The sequence below is a fragment of the Burkholderia sp. WTPI3 genome (assembly GCF_021483755.1).
In the GTDB taxonomy this organism is placed as follows: Bacteria; Pseudomonadota; Gammaproteobacteria; order Burkholderiales; family Burkholderiaceae; genus Burkholderia.
Genome location: NZ_JAGIXF010000004.1, coordinates 181,410 through 200,584, shown reverse-complemented (window position 1 = coordinate 200,584; position 19,175 = coordinate 181,410). Strand labels below are relative to the sequence as shown.

At 68.1% G+C, this 19,175-nt stretch carries 18 protein-coding genes; 12 read left to right on the top strand and 6 right to left on the bottom strand.

Annotated elements, in window-relative coordinates; translation table 11 throughout:
- The coding region (locus J7024_RS04190; protein WP_234744812.1) for an aldehyde dehydrogenase family protein at positions 1–668 on the bottom strand (668 nt) is incomplete at its 3' end.
- Between the two features lie 28 nt (positions 669–696).
- Positions 697–1,275 carry a thioesterase family protein gene (locus J7024_RS04185; RefSeq protein ID WP_124826278.1) on the bottom strand — a complete coding sequence of 193 codons (579 nt, stop codon included), beginning with the start codon at positions 1,273–1,275 and terminating at the stop codon, positions 697–699.
- A gap of 260 nt (positions 1,276–1,535) precedes the next feature.
- On the opposite strand from J7024_RS04185, the gene J7024_RS04180 reads away from it, so the two are divergent.
- Together J7024_RS04180 and J7024_RS04175 are read left to right on the top strand one after the other, a co-directional pair.
- Entirely contained in the window at positions 1,536–2,666 is a 1,131-nt protein-coding gene (locus J7024_RS04180) for a porin (RefSeq protein ID WP_124826277.1), read from the top strand.
- A 43-nt stretch (positions 2,667–2,709) separates the two neighbouring features.
- Positions 2,710–4,101 carry an FAD-binding oxidoreductase gene (locus tag J7024_RS04175; RefSeq protein ID WP_124826276.1) on the top strand — a complete coding sequence of 464 codons (1,392 nt, stop codon included), beginning with the start codon at positions 2,710–2,712 and terminating at the stop codon, positions 4,099–4,101.
- A gap of 81 nt (positions 4,102–4,182) precedes the next feature.
- On the opposite strand, the gene J7024_RS04170 is transcribed toward J7024_RS04175, so the two are convergent.
- Genes J7024_RS04170 through J7024_RS04160 form a run of 3 tightly spaced genes read right to left on the bottom strand, consistent with a single transcriptional unit; the run spans position 4,183 to position 8,312 of the window.
- Positions 4,183–6,312 (bottom strand): acetate--CoA ligase family protein, encoded by a 2,130-nt coding sequence (locus J7024_RS04170; protein WP_234744811.1) that lies wholly within the window; start codon positions 6,310–6,312, stop codon positions 4,183–4,185.
- 50 nt (positions 6,313–6,362) lie between these two features.
- The gene (locus tag J7024_RS04165) at positions 6,363–7,520 is read right to left on the bottom strand and encodes an acyl-CoA dehydrogenase family protein (protein ID WP_124826274.1); all 1,158 of its coding nucleotides are present in this window, start codon (positions 7,518–7,520) and stop codon (positions 6,363–6,365) included.
- A gap of 3 nt (positions 7,521–7,523) precedes the next feature.
- Positions 7,524–8,312 carry an enoyl-CoA hydratase/isomerase family protein gene (locus tag J7024_RS04160; RefSeq protein WP_124826273.1) on the bottom strand — a complete coding sequence of 263 codons (789 nt, stop codon included), beginning with the start codon at positions 8,310–8,312 and terminating at the stop codon, positions 7,524–7,526.
- A 146-nt stretch (positions 8,313–8,458) separates the two neighbouring features.
- On the opposite strand from J7024_RS04160, the gene J7024_RS04155 reads away from it, so the two are divergent.
- The 7 genes from J7024_RS04155 (at position 8,459) to J7024_RS04125 (ending at position 15,692) form a co-directional block, all read left to right on the top strand.
- Positions 8,459–9,625: an ABC transporter ATP-binding protein gene (locus J7024_RS04155; protein ID WP_124826272.1), complete on the top strand. Its 1,167-nt coding sequence runs from the start codon at positions 8,459–8,461 to the stop codon at positions 9,623–9,625.
- A gap of 115 nt (positions 9,626–9,740) precedes the next feature.
- The gene (locus tag J7024_RS04150; RefSeq protein WP_124826271.1) at positions 9,741–10,850 is read left to right on the top strand and encodes an ABC transporter substrate-binding protein; all 1,110 of its coding nucleotides are present in this window, start codon (positions 9,741–9,743) and stop codon (positions 10,848–10,850) included.
- A 25-nt stretch (positions 10,851–10,875) separates the two neighbouring features.
- Entirely contained in the window at positions 10,876–11,751 is an 876-nt protein-coding gene (locus J7024_RS04145; RefSeq protein ID WP_234744810.1) for an ABC transporter permease, read from the top strand.
- Between the two features lie 20 nt (positions 11,752–11,771).
- The gene (locus J7024_RS04140) at positions 11,772–12,566 is read left to right on the top strand and encodes an ABC transporter permease (protein WP_124826269.1); all 795 of its coding nucleotides are present in this window, start codon (positions 11,772–11,774) and stop codon (positions 12,564–12,566) included.
- 41 nt (positions 12,567–12,607) lie between these two features.
- Positions 12,608–13,336: an NAD(P)H-dependent oxidoreductase gene (locus tag J7024_RS04135; protein WP_124826268.1), complete on the top strand. Its 729-nt coding sequence runs from the start codon at positions 12,608–12,610 to the stop codon at positions 13,334–13,336.
- Between the two features lie 63 nt (positions 13,337–13,399).
- Positions 13,400–14,038: a MarC family protein gene (locus J7024_RS04130; RefSeq protein ID WP_124826267.1), complete on the top strand. Its 639-nt coding sequence runs from the start codon at positions 13,400–13,402 to the stop codon at positions 14,036–14,038.
- 55 nt (positions 14,039–14,093) lie between these two features.
- On the top strand, positions 14,094–15,692 hold the full coding sequence (locus tag J7024_RS04125) for a 5-guanidino-2-oxopentanoate decarboxylase (RefSeq protein ID WP_175750515.1): 1,599 nt from the start codon (positions 14,094–14,096) through the stop codon (positions 15,690–15,692).
- 88 nt (positions 15,693–15,780) lie between these two features.
- On the opposite strand, the gene J7024_RS04120 is transcribed toward J7024_RS04125, so the two are convergent.
- Complete coding sequence (locus J7024_RS04120) at positions 15,781–16,437, bottom strand: TetR family transcriptional regulator C-terminal domain-containing protein (protein ID WP_233409984.1); 657 nt, start codon at positions 16,435–16,437, stop codon at positions 15,781–15,783.
- Positions 16,438–16,664: 227 nt separating this feature from the next.
- Between J7024_RS04120 and J7024_RS04115 the strand changes: the two genes are divergently transcribed.
- The 3 genes from J7024_RS04115 to J7024_RS04105 all read left to right on the top strand — a co-directional run bounded on the left by J7024_RS04115 (position 16,665) and on the right by J7024_RS04105 (position 19,128).
- Complete coding sequence (locus J7024_RS04115) at positions 16,665–17,471, top strand: ABC transporter ATP-binding protein (RefSeq protein WP_124826265.1); 807 nt, start codon at positions 16,665–16,667, stop codon at positions 17,469–17,471.
- Between the two features lie 94 nt (positions 17,472–17,565).
- Positions 17,566–18,363, top strand: coding sequence for a transporter substrate-binding domain-containing protein (locus J7024_RS04110; protein WP_124826264.1), 798 nt, complete (start codon positions 17,566–17,568; stop codon positions 18,361–18,363).
- 48 nt (positions 18,364–18,411) lie between these two features.
- The gene (locus tag J7024_RS04105) at positions 18,412–19,128 is read left to right on the top strand and encodes an ABC transporter permease (RefSeq protein ID WP_124826263.1); all 717 of its coding nucleotides are present in this window, start codon (positions 18,412–18,414) and stop codon (positions 19,126–19,128) included.
- Positions 19,129–19,175 lie beyond the last annotated feature (47 nt).

The following is a 19,175-nucleotide window of genomic DNA, read 5'->3' as shown; positions in this document are numbered from 1 at the left end:
TCGCCGAAGCCCGGCAGCACATTGAGCACGCCGGCCGGCAGCCCGGCTTGCGCAGCCAGCGCGGCCAGCCGTAGCGCGCTGAGCGGCGATTTCTCCGACGGTTTCAGCACGACGCTGTTGCCGGCCGCGAGCGCGGGCGCGCATTTCCACATCGCGATCATCGCGGGGAAATTCCACGGCACGACGGCCGCGACCACGCCGATCGGCTCGCGCGTGACGAGCCCGACGAGATGCGCATCGGCCGGCGCGACTTCACCGCCCGTCTTGTCGATCGCCTCGGCGAACCACTCGGCGCAGTACGCGGTCGACGGAATGTCGATCGTGGTCGTGTCGCCGATCGGCTTGCCGGTGTCGAGCGTTTCGAGCAGCGCGAGATCGTCCGCGTGCTCGCGGATCAGCGCGACCCAGCGCAGCAGCACGCGCTTGCGTTCGCGCGGCGACGCGTCGCGCCACGCGGCGGTTTCGAATGCACGCCGCGCGGCGGCGACCGCGATATCGGCATCGGCCTGCCGGCAATGCGCGACCTGCGCGAGCAAGCGGCCGTCGATCGGGCTCGTGCACGTGAAGGTGGCGCCGTCGTGCGCGTCGCGGAATGCGCCGTCGACGAAGGCGCGGGAATCGATGTCGAGCTGGCCGGCGCGCGTGCGCCAGGCGTCGTTGGTCTGCATGGTATGACTCCGTCCGGGTTCGGGATGATCAGCGCGACGCGGCGGCCGGGCGGCGGATCGCGATCGCGCGGCTCGCGTGCGGCTCGTGCGGCGCGCGTGCATGTTCGGCGTGAATCGCGTCGAGGTGCCGGCGGATCGCATCGGGGAATGGCGCCGCGCGTTTCGCGCGCATGTCGACGTGCGTGAGCAGTTGTTCGCCGGTCGCGAGCTGCGCGCCGGTGGCTGCGTGATGCATCGAATGGAACACGTGCAGCCGCCGGTCGTCCATGTCGAGCAGCCGCACCGTGAGCCGCAGCGGTTCGCCGAGCATCGCTTCGCGCAGGTGGCGGATATGCGTTTCCGCCGAATAGATCGAGCAGCCGGCTTCGCGATAGTCGTCGTCGATGCCGAAGTAGCGGAAGAACGCGTCGCTGCTGTCGCCGAACACGAGCAAGTAGCACGATTCGCTCATGTGGCCGTTGTAGTCGACCCACTCGGGCTGCACGGTGCAGCGATGCAGCTCGAGCGGCGTCGCGATCGGCACGGCCGGGTCGTACGGGCGCGACTTCTGTCCTTCGTAGGCCGAGCGCAGGCGCGGCTCGGCGGCGGGGCTGAGGGTGGTCGTCATCGAGTGCACTCCGAAGTTCGGAACGGGCCCGCACGTCGTCCGCGGGGCTGCCGGTCGATGTTATGACGGGTTGAACGTTTTTTCAATAAAGAAATCGCCGATGCGTGTTAACACCGGTGCCGATTCGGCTTTCAACGGATTGAACATTCATTCAATGAAACTTATACTCGCCAGCGCCGCGATGCCGAAGCGAAGCAGGCGGGCGGCATTCGATCACAACGAAAAATCGATCCGCGTCGCGCGGAAACCGGAGACACCGAATGAAAAAACGCTTCCTGCTGGCCGGCATGATGTCGGTGATGGTTCATGGCTACGCACACGCCCAGAGCAGCGTGTCGCTGTACGGGATCATCGACGGCGGCATCACCTACGTGAACAATGCAGGCGGCGCGCATGCGTACCTGTTCGACGACGGCGTGTCGTACGGCAACCGCGTCGGGCTGATGGGCACCGAGGATCTCGGCGGCGGCAACAAGGCGGTGTTCAAGCTCGAGAATGGGTTCCGGCTCGGCACCGGCAAGCTGAACCAGGGCGGCGCGATGTTCGGGCGGCAGGCGTACGTCGGGCTCGGCAACGACTGGGGCACGCTGACGTTCGGCAATCAGTATGACTTCGCATTCGACTTCACGGCCGCGTACAACGTCAGCGCGTTCGGCAGCGGCTACGGCGTGCACCTCGGCGACTTCGACCGGCAGAGCGGCGACCGGCTGCAGAACGCGGTGAAGTTTGTCAGCAACAGCTTCCACGGGCTCGTGGTCGGCGGCATGTATTCGTTCAGCAACGACGCGGGCAGCTTCCACGACGGCAGCGCGTGGAGCGTCGGCGCGACCTATACGCACGGCGATTTCTCGGCGGGCGGCAACTACACGCGGCTCAACTCGCCGCGCGGGCTCGCGGCGCTCGATCCGTATGCGCAGATGGGCGTGACGACGATGCTCGGGCAGACGGTCGCGAGCATCGATCCGGCGACGGGCGCCGTGACCGACCTGCACGACTCGACGCCGTTCTCGATCGACTCGCAATCGATCTTCGGGATCGGCGCGTCGTACACGCTCGGCAAGCTGACGCTGAATGCGGACTTCAGCAACACGACGTTCAAGGGCTACGGGCAATCGTCGACGATGCGCGTGTACGAGGCGGGCGGCGTGTACCAGGCGAGCGCACCGCTGTCGCTCGTCGCAGGCTATCAGTACACGACGTTCGAAGGCCATCACTGGCACGAAGTCGCGCTCGGCACGCACTACGCGCTGTCCAAGCGCACCGACGTGTATGCTGCCGTTGACTGGATGCGTGCGTCGAACGGCGTGGACGCGGTGATCGGCTACAGCTTCACGCCGTCGACGAGCCGCACGCAGGCTGCCGCGCGCATCGGCATGCGGCATAATTTCTGATCCTTCCACGCCCCCGGGCCGGATACGGCCGGCCCCGTCGATCATGTCCGATTCTTCCTCGAGCGGCGACGTCGTCGCCGCGCTGCGCGATGCGCTCGGTGCCGATTGCGTGAGCGCAGGCGACGCGATCGGCGCGCGTCATTTCACCAACTACGGCGAGGCGGCCGGCGTACGGCCGCGCGCATTGCTGCGCCCGCGCAGCGTCGACGACGTGAGCCGCGCGCTCGCGATCTGCACCGCGCACCGGCAGACGGTCGTGCCGCAGGGCGGGATGACGGGCCTTGCGGCCGGCGCGGAGCCGAGCGCGCACGACGTCGTGCTGTCGCTCGAACGGATGCAGGGCGTGCTCGAGATCGACGCGGACGCGGCCACGGTTACCGCGTGGGCCGGCACGCCGCTGGAGGCGTTGCAGCAGGCGGTGGACGACGCTGGGTTCGCGCTCGGCATCGATCTCGGCGCGCGCGGATCGTGCCAGATCGGCGGCAACGTCGCGACCAATGCGGGCGGCAATCGCGTGATCCGCTACGGCACGACGCGCGAGCAGGTGCTGGGCCTCGAAGTCGTGCTGGCCGACGGCACCGTGCTGAGCTCGCTGAACAAGATGCTGAAGAACAACGCGGGTTACGACCTGCGGCAGATCTTCGTCGGCAGCGAAGGCACGCTCGGCGTCGTCACGCGGGTCGTGTTGCGGCTGCATCCGCGGCTCGCCGCGCCGTCGACGGCGTTGTGCGCGGTTCGCGACACGGCCGCGGCGCTCGCGCTGTTGCGCGCCGCGCGCACCGCATGTTCCGACTTGCTCAGCTTCGAGGCGATGTGGCCGGCGTTCTACGGCTACGTGTGCGGGCACACGCCCGGCATGCGCGCGCCGCTGCCGGCGGACGACGGCGTCAAGGTGCTGATCGAATGCGCGAGCGGCGATGCCGCGCGGACGGCCGAGCGGTTCGAAGCCGTGCTGGCCGACTGGCTCGAACGCGGGCTGATCGACGATGCGGCGCTCGCGCAGAATGCGGCCGACGCACAGGCGTTCTGGACCGTTCGCGAAGGGCTCGCGATCGACGATCTGCCCGGCCTCGTCAATTTCGACGTCGGCATTCCGCCGCGCGAGACGGCCGCCTTCATCGAAGCGTGCGATCGTGCGCTGAAGGCGCGCTGGCCCGGTGCGCACGTCTTCTTCTTCGGCCATCTCGGCGACAGCAACCTGCACGTATGCGTGTCGGCGCCGTATGCGGCGGGCGAGCGCGCGCACGACGTCGACGCGGTGCTGTATCCGCTCGTGCGCGATGCGGGCGGCTCGGTATCGGCCGAGCATGGCATCGGCCGATACAAGCGCGACTGGCTCGGCTGCTCGCGCAGCGACGCCGAGATCGCCGCGATGCGACGCCTGAAGCACGCGTTCGATCCGCTCGGGCTGCTCAATCCCGGCAAGGTGATCTGAGCGGCATCGCGTGCCGTGTCGTCAACTGGCAGCGGCCCGCTCGCGTATCGCGCGAGCGGGCCGCTGCGCTTCAGGCCGGCGTCATGCGTCGAGCCGCACCAGCGCATCGACGGCCACCGCGCCGCACTCCATCGCCAGCAGCGGATTGACGTCGAGCTCGACGAGCGTGTCGGCGTGCGCCTGCGCGAAGCGGGCGATCGCCATCACGTTCGCGACCACCGCATCGAGATCGGCCTTAGGCCGCCCGCGATAGCCGGTCAGCAGCGGGCCGAGCTTCAACCCGAGCAGCGCGTCGCGCACGTCGCTTTCGCACACCGGCAGCAGCAGCGTCGCGGTGTCGCGGATCAGTTCGACCAGCACGCCGCCGGTGCCGAGCACGAGCGCGAGGCCGAAATTCGGCTCGCGCTTCACACCGACGATCAGTTCGAGCAACGGCGCGTCGGCCATCTTCTCGACGAGGATGCGCTCGACGCGCACGTCGGGCGCGTATCGCGCGACCTGTTCCGTCATCCGTTCGACGGCCGCAGTCACGGCTTCCGGCGAGCCGAGCTTCAGCGCGACCGCGCCGGCCTCGGTCTTGTGCGGCAGGCGATCGCTGACCACTTTCACGCAGACGGGAAAGCCGAGCCGCTGCGCGGCGGCCGGCGCATCGGCGGGCACGACGCATTCGGCCGCCGGCACGTCGAGCCCGTGCGCGGCCAGCATCCGCTTGCTCGCCCATTCGTCGTGCAGCATCGCGGTGCCGTCTCCGCCGTTGCCCGCTCGCAGCACCGGCAGCGCGTTCAGCGCATCGGCGTCGAGCACGCGGCGGCGCATGTCGCCGTACGTCATCGCCGCGCCGATCGCGTCGATCCCGTCGGCGAGCCCCTGCAGCGGCGCGATGCCGGCCTCGGCCATGCGTGCCGCGTGATCGGGCGGCGTGAGGTCGGGGAACACCGAGATCACCGCGCCGACCACGCCGTGCTGGCGCGCCGACGCTGCGAACGCGTTCGCAGCGATGTCGCACAGCGGCCGCTCGCCCGTCGCTTCCTGCGGATAGTCGAGGATCATCGCGGCCGCGCCCGGACGATCCGCGAGCAGCGCGTCGCAGCATGCGCGCATCTTGTCGGGGTCGCCCCACGGCGTCGTCGTGAAGTCGAGCGGATTCGCGATCGTCGCGTATGCGGGCAGCACGGTGCCGAGCGCATCGCGGCCTGCGTCGCCGACCGGCGGAAACGCGATGCCGCGCGCTTCGCCGAGATCCGCGACGAGCCCCGCATCGCCGCCGGACGTCGCCAGCGCGGCGAGCGTGCGGCGCTCGGGCACGCCGGCGATCGCGAGCAGCTTCAGCGTCTCGACGAGGCCGACCGGGTCCTTCACGCGGATCACGCCGAGCCGCCGGAACAGCGCGTCGTACAGCGCGTCGGAGCCCGCGAGCGAACTCGTGTGGCTCATCGCGAGCTGCGCGCCGAGCGTCGATGTGCCGCTCTTGAGCGCGACGATCGGCACGCCGCGCGCGAGCGCGCGGGCGGCGGCCTCGCTGAACGCGCGCACGTCCTTCAGTCCTTCGAGATGCACGCCGATCGCGCGGATGCGCGGATCGTCGACGAACGCATCGACGAGGCGCGCGACGTCGACCGAAGCCTGGTTGCCGACGCTGGCCAGGTATGCGAAAGGCACCGAGCGCGCGCTCATCGACAGGTTGTACGCGAGGTTGCCGCTCTGCGTGATCACCGCGACGCCCGATTCGACGCGCGGCGCACCGTGTGCGACCGGCCACAGCGCGCTGCCGTTCAGCCCGTTGATCAGCCCGTAGCAGTTCGGGCCGAGCACGGCCATGTCGCCGGCCGCGTCGACGAGCGTCTGTTGCAGCGCGGCGCCGTCGGCGCCCGTTTCGGAGAAACCCGACGCGTACACGATCGCACCGCCCGCGCCGCGTTCGGCGAGCGCGCGCACGACGTCGATCGACTGCCGCGCCGGCACCGCGACGAACACGGCATCAGGCGCGGCGGGCAGGTCGGCGACGCTTGCATGGCAGCGCACGCCGTCGATCTCCGCATGGTTCGGATTGACGAGCCAGATGTCGCCGGCATAGCCGTAGTCGCGACAGCGCTGCACGGCGCCCGCGATGCCGCGTCCGCCGACGAACGCGATGCTGGCCGGTTCGAGCAGCCGGCGCAGATTGGCCGCGGCGGCTGCGCGGCGGTCCCTGACTGCGGGAGAAGATGTCATGAAAATTCCTTTCGGAAGTCGCGCCGGACGCGCCGGCGCGACGGTTCGCGTCAGCTGTAGCGTCGGAGGATTTCCTTGGACAGGATATGGCGCTGGATCTCGGACGTGCCTTCCCAGATGCGCTCGATGCGCGCATCGCGCCAGAAGCGCTCGATCGGCAATTCGTCCATCAGCCCCATGCCGCCGTAGATCTGCACCGCGTGATCGGTCACGCGGCCGAGCGTCTCGGTCGCCAGCAGTTTCGCGAGTGCGGCGTCGCCGTCGGTCATCGTGCCCCGGTCGAGCTTCTGCGCGGTGTAGAGCGTGACGAGTTCCGCCGCGCGAATCTCGGTCTGCATGTCCGCGAGCTTGAACGACGTGCCCTGGAAGTCGCCGATGCGCTTGCCGAACTGATGGCGCGTCGCGGCCCATTCGGCGGCCATCTCGAACGCACGCTGCGCGCGGCCGATGTTGTTCGCGGCGACCATTACGCGGCCGGCCGTTAGCCAGTCGTTCGCGAGCTCGAAGCCGCGATGCACTTCGCCGAGGATCTGCGCGGCGCTTACGCGGCAGTCGCTCAGGAAGATCTCCGACTGGTGATAGCCGCGCAGGCTCGTGCAGTGCGGGCCGCGGCGCACGGTCATCCCCGGCGTGTCCTTGTCGATCAGGAAGCAGGTCACGCGCTTGCGCTTCTGGCCGCGCACTTCTTCCTCGCCGGTGACGGCGAACAGGATCACGAAGTCGGCCGTATCCGCGTGGCTGATGAAATGTTTGCTGCCGTTGATCACGTAGTCGTCGCCGTCGCGCACCGCACGCGTGCGGATGCCCATCGCGTCCGAGCCGGCGCCCGGCTCGGTCAGCGCGAAGCAGTCGACGCGCTCGCCGCGCACGGCTGGTTTCAGGTAGCGCTCGATCTGGTCGCCCTTGCACGCCATCAGGATCTTGCTCGGCCGCGCGACGAACACGTGCAGCGCCCAGCTCGTGCGGCCGAGTTCGCGTTCGACGAGCGCCTGCGTCACGTAGTCGAGCCCGGGGCCGCCCGCGCTTTCCGGCATGTTGAACGCGTAGAAGCCGAGCTCGAGCGACTTGCGGCGGATCGAGTCGGCGAGCTCGGGCGGCACGTCGTCCGCACGATCGACCGCGAATTCATGAGGCTGCAGTTCCTTCTCGACGAACTGCCGCAGCGACGTCACCAGCATGTCCTGCTCTTGGGTCAGCGAAAAATCCATCAATCATCTCCCGACAAAGTGAGGTGCGCGACCTTCGACCGACGCACGAAGCGCTTCCTGACCGTCCTCGCTGTGACCGCACGCGACGCAGGCTGCCAGCTCGCCGCGCAACTGCTCGGCGAGGGTATGGGTGAGCGACTGCGCGAGCAGCGCCTTGGTATGGCCGAACGCGACGCTCGGGCCTTGCGCGAGACGCGCGGCGAATGCAGCGACGTGCTCCGCGAATGCGTCGGCATCGACGACTTCGGACACGAGTCCGGCCGCGAGCGCGTCCTGCGCATTCCAGCGTTCGTTCAGGAAGATGAAGCGGCGTACGACGTCCGGGCGCGCGATGCGCGGCAGGAACCAGCTTCCGCCCATGTCGGGGCTGTAGCCCATGCCGGTATACCCGCAGCGCAGCGACGCGGCCGTGCTCGCAATGCGGAAATCGCATGCGAAGCCGATGTCGGTGCCCGCACCGACCGTCGAGCCGTTCAGCGCCGCGACGGTGGGGCGCGGAAACGCGGCCAGCACCTGCACGAAGCGGTGTGCGCGCTCGCTCCAGCCGTACGTGTCGAGTTCGCCGTTGCGCTCGGCCTCGGCCCATTCGTCGACGTCCGCGCCCGCACAGAACGCACTGCCGGTGCCGGTCAGCACGAGGCAGCGCACGGCCGGATCGTTCGCGAGCGCGTCGAGTGTCTCGCGCAGAAAGTCCAGATGCGGCCGCGCGAGCGAATTGCGTTTCGCCGGGCGGTTCAGGCGAAGGGTCACGACGCCGTCGTGCCGTTCGATTCGGATGTCCTCGATGCTCATGCTGATCACTGTCTCCTGGTTGTCGTGTGTCGGGGTTGTGTCAGAGCCTGCAAGGGTCGCCGCTACTTGCGGACCGCATTTCGGCATAGTATAAGTTCTGTTAAATGAACGTTCAACCCAATTGTGAGTCGACCAGGAGACACACGATGAGCGTAGTGATGGAGACGGCGGCAGGTGTGGAGGTGGGGCGGACCGCCGCGGAAGCGGCGCGCACGGAAGCGACGGCGCGCGGCGCGAGCGGTGCGGGGCTGCAGATCGATCGCGTGTCGAAGCGCTACGGCAGCGTGCATGCGCTGCGCGAAACGACGATCGACATTCCGCGCGGCGAGTTCCTGACGATCCTCGGGCCGTCGGGTTCCGGCAAGACGACGCTGCTGACGATCGTCGCCGGGTTCGAGCGTCCGAGCACCGGCGACCTGCGCGTCGGCGGCCGCAGCATCGTCGCGTTGCCGCCGGAGAAGCGCAACTTCGGGATGGTGTTCCAGGGCTACGCGCTGTTTCCGCACATGACGGTCGAACAGAACGTCGCGTATCCGCTGATGGTGCGCAAGCAGAAGGGGCCCGACGCGGTGAAGCGAGTGAAGGCCGCGCTCGATCTGGTGCGGCTCGGCCATCTCGCGGATCGCCTGCCGCGCCAGTTGTCGGGCGGCCAGCAGCAGCGGGTCGCGATCGCGCGCGCACTCGTGTTCGATCCCGATCTCGTGCTGCTCGACGAACCGCTCGGCGCGCTCGACCGCAAGCTGCGCGGCGAGGTGCAGGTCGAACTGAAGGCCCTGCACGAACGGCTCGGTGCGACCTTCCTGTTCGTCACGCACGACCAGGAAGAGGCGCTGTCGATGTCGGACCGGATCGCGATCATGCGCGACGGCCGGCTCGAACAGATCGGCTCGCCGGACGGACTGTACGAGCAGCCGGCCAACCGCTTCGTCGCGGACTTCCTCGGCAAGAGCAACTTCATCGAAGGCGTCGCGCTCGGCGGCGATGCGACGGCGACGCATTACCGCGTCGGCGATGCGCGTTTCGTCGCGCCAGCATGCGGCGCGCGCGCCGGCGACACGCTGCTGTTCGCGCTGCGCCCGGAGAAGGTTGCCGTGTCGGCGACATCATGCGGTGGCGCGCACAACGAAGTGGCGGGGCGTATCCGTCACTGGAGTTACTTCGGTTCGTCGTACCGCTTCGAGATCGAGACGCCGGCGCTCGGCTGCATGACGGCGGACGTGCCTGCCTGGCGCGGGCTCGCGTCGCCACGCACCGGCATGGACGTGTTCGTGCAGTGGGAGCGCGACGCGACCTGCCGGATCGCAGCCGACTGACGCGGCGAAGGTTGCATCCCGCGCGACGCGGCGTCCGCCGCCGTCGGCGGCCGATTCACTGGTGCCCGGAAACGACGAGACGCGTGCGGGCGCTGTCCAGCCTGGAGGAGACACCATGACGAACCGATATCTGCAGGACCTGATCGATCAAGCACGCGACCTTCGACCTGCGACGTCGCAGCGCCGCCGCGATTTCCTGCGGCTGTGCGCGGCCGCCGGCATCGCGCCGACGCTGCTGTCGCTCGGCACGAAGGACGCGCGGGCGTCGAACCCGAAGGAAATCGTGCTCAGCGCATGGGGCGGCGAAGCGCGCTCGGCGTTCCGCTCCGCGTACATGGATCCGTTCACGAAGGCGAGCGGGATCCGGATGGGCTACGACTCGTCGCCGGAGGACGGCAAGATCAAGGCGATGGTCGAGAACAGGAACGTGATCTGGGACGTGATGGACCTCGACGGCTTCGCGGCGATCAAGCTCGGCAAGCAGGGCTTCCTGCGGCCGATCGATTATTCGGTGGTCGGCCGCAACGCGTTGCCGGGGCTCGCATCGGACTTCGGCGCGCCGTCGTATCTGCTGAGCTACGTGCTCGCGTACGACGCGCGCAAGTTCGGCGCGAATCCGCCGAAGAACTGGGCCGATTTCTGGGACGTCGGCAAGTTTCCGGGCAAGCGCGGGTTGTGGAAGTGGATGGGCGGCGCGCTCGAAGCCGCGCTGATGGCCGACGGCGTCGACAAGGACAAGGTCTATCCGATCGACGTGCCGCGCGCGCTGAAGAAACTGAAGGCGTTGCGCTCGAACGTGCTGCTGTGGGATTCGGGCGCGGACAGCCTGCAGCTGCTGCGCAATGGCGAAGTCAGCATGGCGTGCATCTGGCACACGCGTGCGAACGTGATCCAGCGCGAGAGCAACGGCCGGTTCCGCTATACGTGGGAGCAGGGACTCGCGTCGTGCGATGTGTGGGGCGTGCCGAAGAACAATCCGTCGGGCGATGCCGTCTGGCAGTTCATCAAGTTCGTGCAGGGCATCGAGCCGCAGGTGCGCCTGCTGTCGCTGCTCGGCAACGGGCCGGTGACGCCGGCCGCGACCGCCGCGGTGCCGCAGGCGCTGCGCGCCGACAATCCCGGCACGCCGGAGAACTGGGCGAAGCAGTGCAAGGTGAATCCCGAGTGGTGGGCGCAGCACTATGAAGCGACGCTCGCACAGTACACCGACCTGATGTCGTCCTGAGCCGCCGCCTCGTGAGCGTCACGCCATGAATACCCTCTCTACTCCCGTCGCGGGCGCTGTCCCGCTCGGCCGTGCGAAGGCCGATCGCTACTGGCTGCTCGTCGTGCCGCTGCTCGCGGTGCTGATCGTGCTGTACGTGTATCCGCTCGTGCGCGTGCTATGGCTCGGCTTCACCGTGCCGGAGCCCAGTTTGCAGAACTACGCGCGGCTGCTCGACAACCACGGCGTGCATCGCGTGCTGTGGACGACGCTGCGCGTGTGCGCCGTCACGACCGTCTGCTCGGTCGCGCTCGGCTACGCGATTGCGTATGCGATGGCGCATGTCGGCCCGCGCCAGCGGATGGCGCTGATGTTCGGGCTGCTCGTGCCGTTCTGGGCGTCGGTGCTGGTGCGCGCGTTCTCGTGGCTGTTCCTGCTCGGCGAGCAGGGGCTCGTCAACACGCTGCTGATGCGCATCGGGCTGATCGACGCGCCGCTTCCGCTGATGCGCAACGAGATCGGCGTCGTGATCGGGATGATTCATTTCATGATTCCGTATGCGGTGCTGCCGCTGTACGCGAACATGAAGGGCATCGACCCGCAGCTCGCGCGCGCGTCGCAGGGGCTCGGCGCGGGCGCGCTTGTCACGTTCCGCAAGGTGTATTTCCCGCAGACGCGGCCGGGCATCGTCGGCGCGGCGATCCTCGTGTTCATCTTCGCGCTCGGCTTCTACGTGACGCCGGTGATCCTCGGCGGCGGCCGCACGGTGATGATCGCCGAATACATCAGCACGCAGATCCTGCAGCTGGTGAACTGGGGCAGCGGGGCGGCGCTCGCGTCGCTGCTGCTGGCGTCGATCCTGGCCGCGCTCGCGCTGCTCGCGCGTTTCGTCGACCTGCGCGAGCTGTTCGGCGCGCGCTGACCCGACCGGAGAACGAACCGATGAAAAACCGAATGACCGCAGGACGCGCGCTGGTGGTCGGCATCGCATGGGCCGCGATCCTGTTCCTGATGTTGCCGCTGCTCGTGTCGGTGCCGGTGTCGCTGACGCCGAACGATTACCTGTCGATGCCGGACGGCACGCTGTCGCTGCGGCACTACGGTGCCCTGCTCGACGACGACGGCTGGCTGTCGAGCTTCCTGCAGAGCGGGCTGATCGCGCTGGTGTCGTCGGTGATCTCCGTCACGCTCGGCACGCTGTGCGCGATCGGGCTGTGGAAGGTCGCGTCGCGGCGCGGCGAGTTCGTGCGCGGTGTGATCCTGTTTCCGCTGATCGTGCCGCCGATCGTGTCGGCACTCGCGTTCTACCGGTTGTGGGGCGAGCTGGGCATGCTCGACAGTTTTCCGGCCGCGATCCTGTCGCATGTCGTGCTGTCGGTGCCGTACGTGGTGGTGGCTGTTTCCGCATCGCTCGCGACGGTCGGGCTGCGGATCGAGCAGGCGTCGCGCAGCCTCGGCGCGAACGTCGCGCAGACGCTGCGTTACGTGATCCTGCCGTCGATCAAGCCGGGCGTGCTGTCGGCCGCGGTGTTCGCGTTCATCCTGTCGTGGGACGAACTCGTCGTCACGCTGTTCATCTCGAGCCGCCACGTGTACACGCTGCCGCGCCGCATGTGGGACGGGATGCGCGAGAACGTCGATCCGGCGATCGCGTCGGTGTCCACGCTGCTGCTCGTCGCGACCTGCGTGGCGATCGGCCTGTCGCTGCTGCGCAGGCGCGCGGCCGGGTCCGTCTGAATTCCACCCTTCAACGTTACGTTGCGGAGAAAAATCGCACCATGAAAGTCCTGATCGTTCACGCCCATCCCGAACCGCAGTCGTTCACGACGTCGATGCTGCACCGCGCGGTGAGCACGCTCGAAGCGCAGGGGCATACCGTGACGGTGTCCGACCTGTACGCGATGCAGTGGAATCCGGTCGCGAGCGCGGCCGATTTCGGCGTGCGCAAGAACCCCGACTATCTCGTCTACGCACTGGAGCAGCGCGAGAACGTCGCCGCGCACGCGATCGCGCCCGACATTGCCGCGGAACTCGACAAGCTCGTCGCATGCGACCTGCTGATCCTGAGCTTCCCGCTGTTCTGGTGCTCGGTGCCGGCGATCATGAAAGGCTGGATCGACCGTGTGCTCGTGTCGGGCAAGGTGTACGGCGGTGTGCGTTTCTACGATCGCGGCGGGATGCGCGGCAAGCGCGCGCTGCTCGCCTATACCTGCGGCGGCCGCGACTACATGTTCGGCGCGGACGGCGTGCATGGCGAGATGGACCTGATGCTGCGTCATGTGCTGCGCGGCACGCTCGGCTACGCGGGCTTCGACGTGCTGCCGTCGTTCGTCGGCTATCACGTGCCGTATATCGGCGACGCGGAGCGCGCGGCCGTGCTCGAACGGTACGACGCGTACCTCGCGCAGCTCGACCGGCTCGAACCGATGGCGTTTCCGACGCTCGACGATTTCGACGGCGACATGCGGTCGCGCGAACGTGCGGCGCAGGAAGCCGCGCAGGACTGAGCGCGAGACTGGCCGCGCTGCCGCCGCGTTTTTCAACCACCCGACCGCATGTGAGTTCGAGCAATGACCCTGACGTCGAGCGACGTGCTGCTGTTCCTGACCGGCCTGTTGACGCTGTTCTGCCCGCCGGTCGCGATCCCGATGTACGCGGCCGTCACCGGGCATTTTCCCGACGTGACACAGCGGCAGATCGCGCTCAGGCTGTTCGCGTGGATCGCCGTGCTGATGGTCGGCGCGGTGTGGGGCGGGCAGTTCCTGCTGCGCATGCTCGGCCTCACGCTCGGCGCATTGACGCTGACCGGCGGGCTCGTGCTGTGCCTGTGGTCGATCCCGATGATGCGCGGCACGGCGAACGACGAACGCAGCGGCGGCGACACGCGGCTGGAGTATGCGCAGTGGCGCAACTACATCGCGGTGCCGTTGATTTTCCCGCTGTCGATCGGCAGCGCGGTGATGTCGCTCGTGATCACGACGGCGACGCGCTTTCATACGCCGGCCGACCTGCTGGCGCTGAGCGCGGTGTGCGTGCTGCATGCCGGCGTGATCGGGCTCACGTATGCGTGCTCGGCGTCGTGGTGCCGCCGGCTCGGCGAGATCGGCAGGACGCTGGTCGAGCGGCTGTCGGGCATCGTGCTGACCGCGATCGCGTTCCAGATGCTCGCGCGGGGCGTGCGCGAATTGCTGCCGGGGCTCGCGCATTGACGGCTGCGCCGGCCGGCGCGTGATTCAGAAACCTATCCTCAACGATGGAAGCGAAATGAAAACAGTAGGCATGTACCTCGTCGACCTGCTCGCCGCATACGGCGTCGACACGGTGTTCGGCATTCCCGGCGTGCATACGATCGAGCTGTACCGCGGGCTGGCCGGCAGCGCGTTGCGCCACGTGAGCGCGCGCCACGAGCAGGGCCTCGGCTTCATGGCGGACGGCTATGCGCGCGCGACCGGCAAGCCCGGCGTGTGTTTCGTGATCACCGGCCCCGGGATGACGAACATCGCGACGTCTATGGCGCAGGCCTATGCGGATTCGATTCCGATGCTGGTGATTTCCAGCGTCAACGCGTCCGGCGATATCGGTTCCGGCAACGGCCATCTGCACGAATTGCCGGACCAGCATGCGTTCGCGGAGAACATCGCCGCGTTCAGCTACACGGTGCCGCGCGCCGACGCGCTGCCGCAGGCGATCGCGCGCGCGTTCGCGGTGTTTTCGGGCGGCCGGCCGCGCCCGGTGCACATCCAGATTCCGCTCGACGTGCTCGCGGCGCCGGCGGACACGTTGCCGCCGGTGCCGGCCGCGCCGCCGCGCATCGCGCCGGGCCCGGCATCGGCCGACGGCATCGACGCGCTGCGTGCGAAGGTGGCTGCCGCACGCGCGCCGCTGATCCTCGCGGGCGGCGGCGCGCTCGGCGCGGCCGGCGACGTGCGTTGGCTCGCGGAAGCGCTCGATGCGCCGGTCGTGATGACGATCAACGGACGCGGCGTGCTGCCGCCCGCGCATCCGCTCGGCATCGCGTGGTCGGCGTCGAGCGACGCGGTGCGCGCGCTGATGCGCGACAGCGACCTGATCGTCGCGCTCGGCACCGAGCTCGGGCCGACCGATTACGACCTGTATGCGACGCGCAGCTTTTCGATGCCCGCGCCGCTCGTGCGGATCGACATCGATCCGCAGCAGCTGTGCCGCAATGCGGTGCCGGCGCTGCCGCTGCTCGGCGACGTCGGCGAAACCCTGCGTGCGCTGCGGCGTGCATGGCCCGACGCGCATGCCCGTGCGGCTGGCGACGGCCCCGAACGCGCGGCGGTGTGCCGTGCGGCGGCGCGGCAGGAACTGAACGACGAGATGCGGCGCGACCTCGCGCTGCTCGACAGCGTGCGCGACGCGCTGCCCGATGCGGCCATCGTCGGCGACTCGACGCGCATCGTCTATGCGGGCAACGTCGGTTTCGCGGCGCCGCGCCCGCGCAGCTGGTTCAACGCGTCGGTCGGCTTCGGCTCGCTCGGCTACGGGTTGCCGGCCGCCGTCGGTGCGAGCCTTGGCGATGCGTCGCGGCCGGTCGTCTGCGTCGCTGGCGACGGCGGGTTCCAGTACACGCTCGCCGAGCTCGGCACCGCGGTGCAGCATCGTGCGCGCGTGATCGTCGTGCTGCTGAACAACGGCGGTTACGGAGAGATCAAGCAGGCCATGGTCGACGGCGGCGTCGAGCCAGTCGGCGTGGATCTGCACACGCCGGACTTCGTCGCGATCGCGCGGGCGTATGGATGGGGCGCGCAGCGCGTCGAAGAGGGCGCGTCGCTGGCCGGGGCGCTCAGCGAAGCGGCGGCGCATGACGCGCCGTATCTGATCGAGATTCGCGTGCGCTGAAAACGCGAACGGCCTCGCGATGCGAGGCCGTCGTGTGCGCCGCCGGGTTTCCGGCGGCGCTGCTGCGTCATGTCGCCGGCGCGCCGCGTTACGCGCGCTTGCGGGCCGTTTTCGGCGGCGGGAGAAACGAATCGACGACGCGCAGGCAGCTCGTCAGCGCGTCTTCCGCGGTAAACGACGTCGGGTCGCGTGCGAGTTCGAGCCAGAACCCGTCGATCACGGCCGTCAGCGTCAGCGCGGCGAGATCGCTGTCGACGGTGCCGCCGCGCACTTCGGCGATCTGGTCGAACAGTTTCTTCAACGCCTGCCGGTAGCCGGCGTACAGCTCCTTGTGCGCCTTGCGGATCACCGGATCGCTGTGCGCGACGCTCCAGAAGCCGAGCCAGACCTTCACGTTCTTCGGCGCGAACACCGGCGCGGCGAAACACACCTTGATGATCGCGTCGAGCTTGTCCTCGGGGCCCGTCGCGTTCGCGGCGGCCGCGCGCGACACGTCGAGCAGGTCGGCGGCGAGCCGCTTGTAGGTCTGCGCCATCAGCTCGTCTTTCGACTGGAAGTGATGGTTGATCAGCCCGCGCGACACCTTCGCTTCCGCGCAGATGCGGTCGATCGTGGTTTCCGAATAGCTGTAGCGCGCGATGCAGCGCATCGTCGCGTCGATGATCGATTGCTGCCGCACGGCGGGCGTTTCGCGAATGCCGCGGCTGCGGGTCTGAACCGGTGCGCTGCCAGGAGTCTTTTTCACGGAGTGACCTTACGGAATCGTCATGGCACCGATTATAGGGGAGTGTCGGACGCTTGTTCAATTACAGCGGCGGAACCCGCGAAAACCCTTGCTTCCGGATTATTGAAATCTGTTGAACCTCCGTTCAACAGAGCCTATACTCGACTCCGCATGAGGTTGGTCGGCCATTCAACAAGATGCCGCGATCCCCCACGGGGCGGGCGTGAGAATTCGACACGGGAGACAGCATGTTGGCGCGGGTGGAGAGCGTGAAGACAGCCGTCGAGGAGCGCGTGCAGGTGACGGACCTGCACAAGCGGTTCGGCGAGCTGGAGGTGTTGAAGGGTGTGTCGCTGAGCGCGCACGAAGGCGAAGTGATCTCGTTGATCGGCGCGAGCGGCTCGGGCAAGAGCACGCTGCTCCGCTGCATCAATCTGCTGGAGACGCCGACCCGTGGACGTATCGTCGTCGACGGCGAGGAGATCGGGCTGAAAGTCGACCGCAAGGGCCGCACGGTGGCGACCGATCCGCGCCAGGTCGAGCGCATCCGCACGCGTCTCGGCATGGTGTTCCAGAGCTTCAACCTGTGGGCGCACCGCACGGTGCTCGAAAACGTGATCGAGATGCCGGTGCACGTGCTGCGCGAACCGCGAGCCGAAGCGATCGCGCGTGCCGAACAGCTGCTCGAGCGCGTCGGCCTCGCCGACAAGCGCAACGTCTATCCCGCATTCCTGTCCGGCGGCCAGCAGCAGCGTGTCGCGATTGCGCGCGCGCTGGCTATGCGGCCGAAAGTCATGCTGTTCGACGAGCCGACTTCCGCGCTCGATCCCGAACGCGTCGGCGAAGTGCTGCAGGTGATCCGCGATCTCGCGTGCGAAGGCCGCACGATGATTCTCGTTACGCACGAGATGGCGTTCGCACGCGACGTATCGAACAAGGTGCTGTTCCTGCACCAAGGGCGCGTCGAGGAGAGCGGCACGCCGCGTGAAATCTTCGACGCGCCGCAGAGCGAACGCTGCCGTCAGTTCGTCAACGCACACCGGCAACGCCGCTGAACCGCAGGCATGGCCTGCGCGGCCGGCCGGGACGGTACCGGCCGTACCCATGCCGGTCGCACCGATCCCTATCTTTCCCGCAAGGAGTCCGACCATGAAACGCGTCGTACGCAGTCTGCTGTGCCTGTTGAGTCTCGTTCTCGCGGCGCTCGCGCCGCTCGGTTCCGCGCACGCGTCGTCGGGCGTGCTGCGCTTCGGCGTCGCTGCCGAGCCGTATCCGCCGTTCCTGATGAAGAGTCCGACCGGACAGTGGAGCGGCTTCGAGGCCGATCTGATCCGCGCACTGTGCGAGCAGATGAAGGCGAAGTGCGAGATCAGGGAAGTCGCGTGGGACGGCATCATCCCGGCGCTGCTCAGCGACAAGATCGACGTCATCTTCAACTCGATGTCGATCACGCCGGAGCGCCAGAAGGTGATCGCGTTCTCGCGGCCGTACTACGAGACGCCGGGCACGTTCGTCGGTGCGAAGAACCAGAAGCTCACGCTGACGCCGGACGGCCTCAAGGGCAAGGTGATCGGCGTGCAGGGCTCCACCGCGAACGCCGAATTCATCAAGATGGCGTACGGCAAGAGCGCGACGGTGCGCCTGTACAACACGCAGGACGACTGCAACTCGGACCTCGTCGCCGGCCGCATCGACACGATGTACCTCGACCAGCTCGGCATCCTCGATTTCCTCAAGTCGAAGGACGGTGCCGCGTTCGAGCTGAAGGGCCCCGGCAGCGTGAAGATGGATCCGGCGATCTTCGGCTACGGCGTCGGTGCGGGCATGCGCAAGGCCGATGCGCCGCTCAAGCAGCAGATGGACCAGGCGCTCGAACAGCTGCACGCATCGGGCAAGTACGCGCAGATCGCCAAGAAGTACTTCCCGATCGACCTCTGGCCGCACTGATCGCACGGATACGCGCCGACGCGCGCCACGCACGGAACAGGAGGAGGCATGGACGGTTGGGGATGGGTGAGTTACCTGGGCATGGACCCGGACGGCTGGGGCGTCGCGCTGCTGCAGGGCGCGGGCGTCACGCTCGAGATTTCGCTCGGCGCGTTCGTCGTCGGGATCGTACTCGGGTTGCTGGGCGCGGCCGCGAAACTGTCCGGCGTGGGCGTGCTGCAACGGCTCGCGCAGGGTTACACGACGCTGTGCCGCGCGGTGCCCGAACTGCTGCTGATCCTGCTGCTCTATTACGCGGGCACCGACGCGATCAACCTGCTGATGACGGCGATCGGCGTCGGGCCGGTGGCGGTCAACGGCTTTGCCGCGGCGGTGATCGTGCTTGGCATCGTGCAGGGCGCGTACGCGGCCGAGATCATCCGTGGCGCGATCCTCGCGATCCCGTACGGGCAGATCGAGGCCGCGCGTGCATTCGGCGCGTCGCCCGCGCTCGTGTTCCGGCGCGTGACGCTGCCGGCGATGGCGCCGTATGCGCTGGCCGGCTTCACGAACCTGTGGCTGATCCTGGTGAAGGACAGCGCGCTGATCAGCGTGGTCGGCTACAGCGAGTTGCTCTACACAGCGAAGCAGGCGGCCGGCTCGACGCGCGAGTACATGCATTACTACCTGATGGTCGCGGCCGTGTACTTCGCGATCACGTCGCTGTCCGGCATGCTGTTCCGCGAGATCGAGCGGCGTTTCGGCCGCTGGATGCCGGCGTCGTGAACCGCGTCGCGCCTTCCCACGGATTTTTCGACCGAACCGGATCAACG

Excerpts from the sequence above, each read along its gene's own strand:
- J7024_RS04185 (WP_124826278.1), bottom strand. The coding sequence starts at position 1,275 with ATGACGACCACCCTCAGCCCCGCCGCCGAGCCGCGCCTGCGCTCGGCC.
- J7024_RS04180 (WP_124826277.1), top strand. The coding sequence starts at position 1,536 with ATGAAAAAACGCTTCCTGCTGGCCGGCATGATGTCGGTGATGGTTCAT.
- J7024_RS04175 (WP_124826276.1), top strand. The coding sequence starts at position 2,710 with ATGTCCGATTCTTCCTCGAGCGGCGACGTCGTCGCCGCGCTGCGCGAT.
- J7024_RS04170 (WP_234744811.1), bottom strand. The coding sequence starts at position 6,312 with ATGACATCTTCTCCCGCAGTCAGGGACCGCCGCGCAGCCGCCGCGGCC.
- J7024_RS04165 (WP_124826274.1), bottom strand. The coding sequence starts at position 7,520 with ATGGATTTTTCGCTGACCCAAGAGCAGGACATGCTGGTGACGTCGCTG.
- J7024_RS04160 (WP_124826273.1), bottom strand. The coding sequence starts at position 8,312 with ATGAGCATCGAGGACATCCGAATCGAACGGCACGACGGCGTCGTGACC.
- J7024_RS04155 (WP_124826272.1), top strand. The coding sequence starts at position 8,459 with ATGAGCGTAGTGATGGAGACGGCGGCAGGTGTGGAGGTGGGGCGGACC.
- J7024_RS04150 (WP_124826271.1), top strand. The coding sequence starts at position 9,741 with ATGACGAACCGATATCTGCAGGACCTGATCGATCAAGCACGCGACCTT.
- J7024_RS04145 (WP_234744810.1), top strand. The coding sequence starts at position 10,876 with ATGAATACCCTCTCTACTCCCGTCGCGGGCGCTGTCCCGCTCGGCCGT.
- J7024_RS04140 (WP_124826269.1), top strand. The coding sequence starts at position 11,772 with ATGAAAAACCGAATGACCGCAGGACGCGCGCTGGTGGTCGGCATCGCA.
- J7024_RS04135 (WP_124826268.1), top strand. The coding sequence starts at position 12,608 with ATGAAAGTCCTGATCGTTCACGCCCATCCCGAACCGCAGTCGTTCACG.
- J7024_RS04130 (WP_124826267.1), top strand. The coding sequence starts at position 13,400 with ATGACCCTGACGTCGAGCGACGTGCTGCTGTTCCTGACCGGCCTGTTG.
- J7024_RS04125 (WP_175750515.1), top strand. The coding sequence starts at position 14,094 with ATGAAAACAGTAGGCATGTACCTCGTCGACCTGCTCGCCGCATACGGC.
- J7024_RS04115 (WP_124826265.1), top strand. The coding sequence starts at position 16,665 with ATGTTGGCGCGGGTGGAGAGCGTGAAGACAGCCGTCGAGGAGCGCGTG.
- J7024_RS04110 (WP_124826264.1), top strand. The coding sequence starts at position 17,566 with ATGAAACGCGTCGTACGCAGTCTGCTGTGCCTGTTGAGTCTCGTTCTC.
- J7024_RS04105 (WP_124826263.1), top strand. The coding sequence starts at position 18,412 with ATGGACGGTTGGGGATGGGTGAGTTACCTGGGCATGGACCCGGACGGC.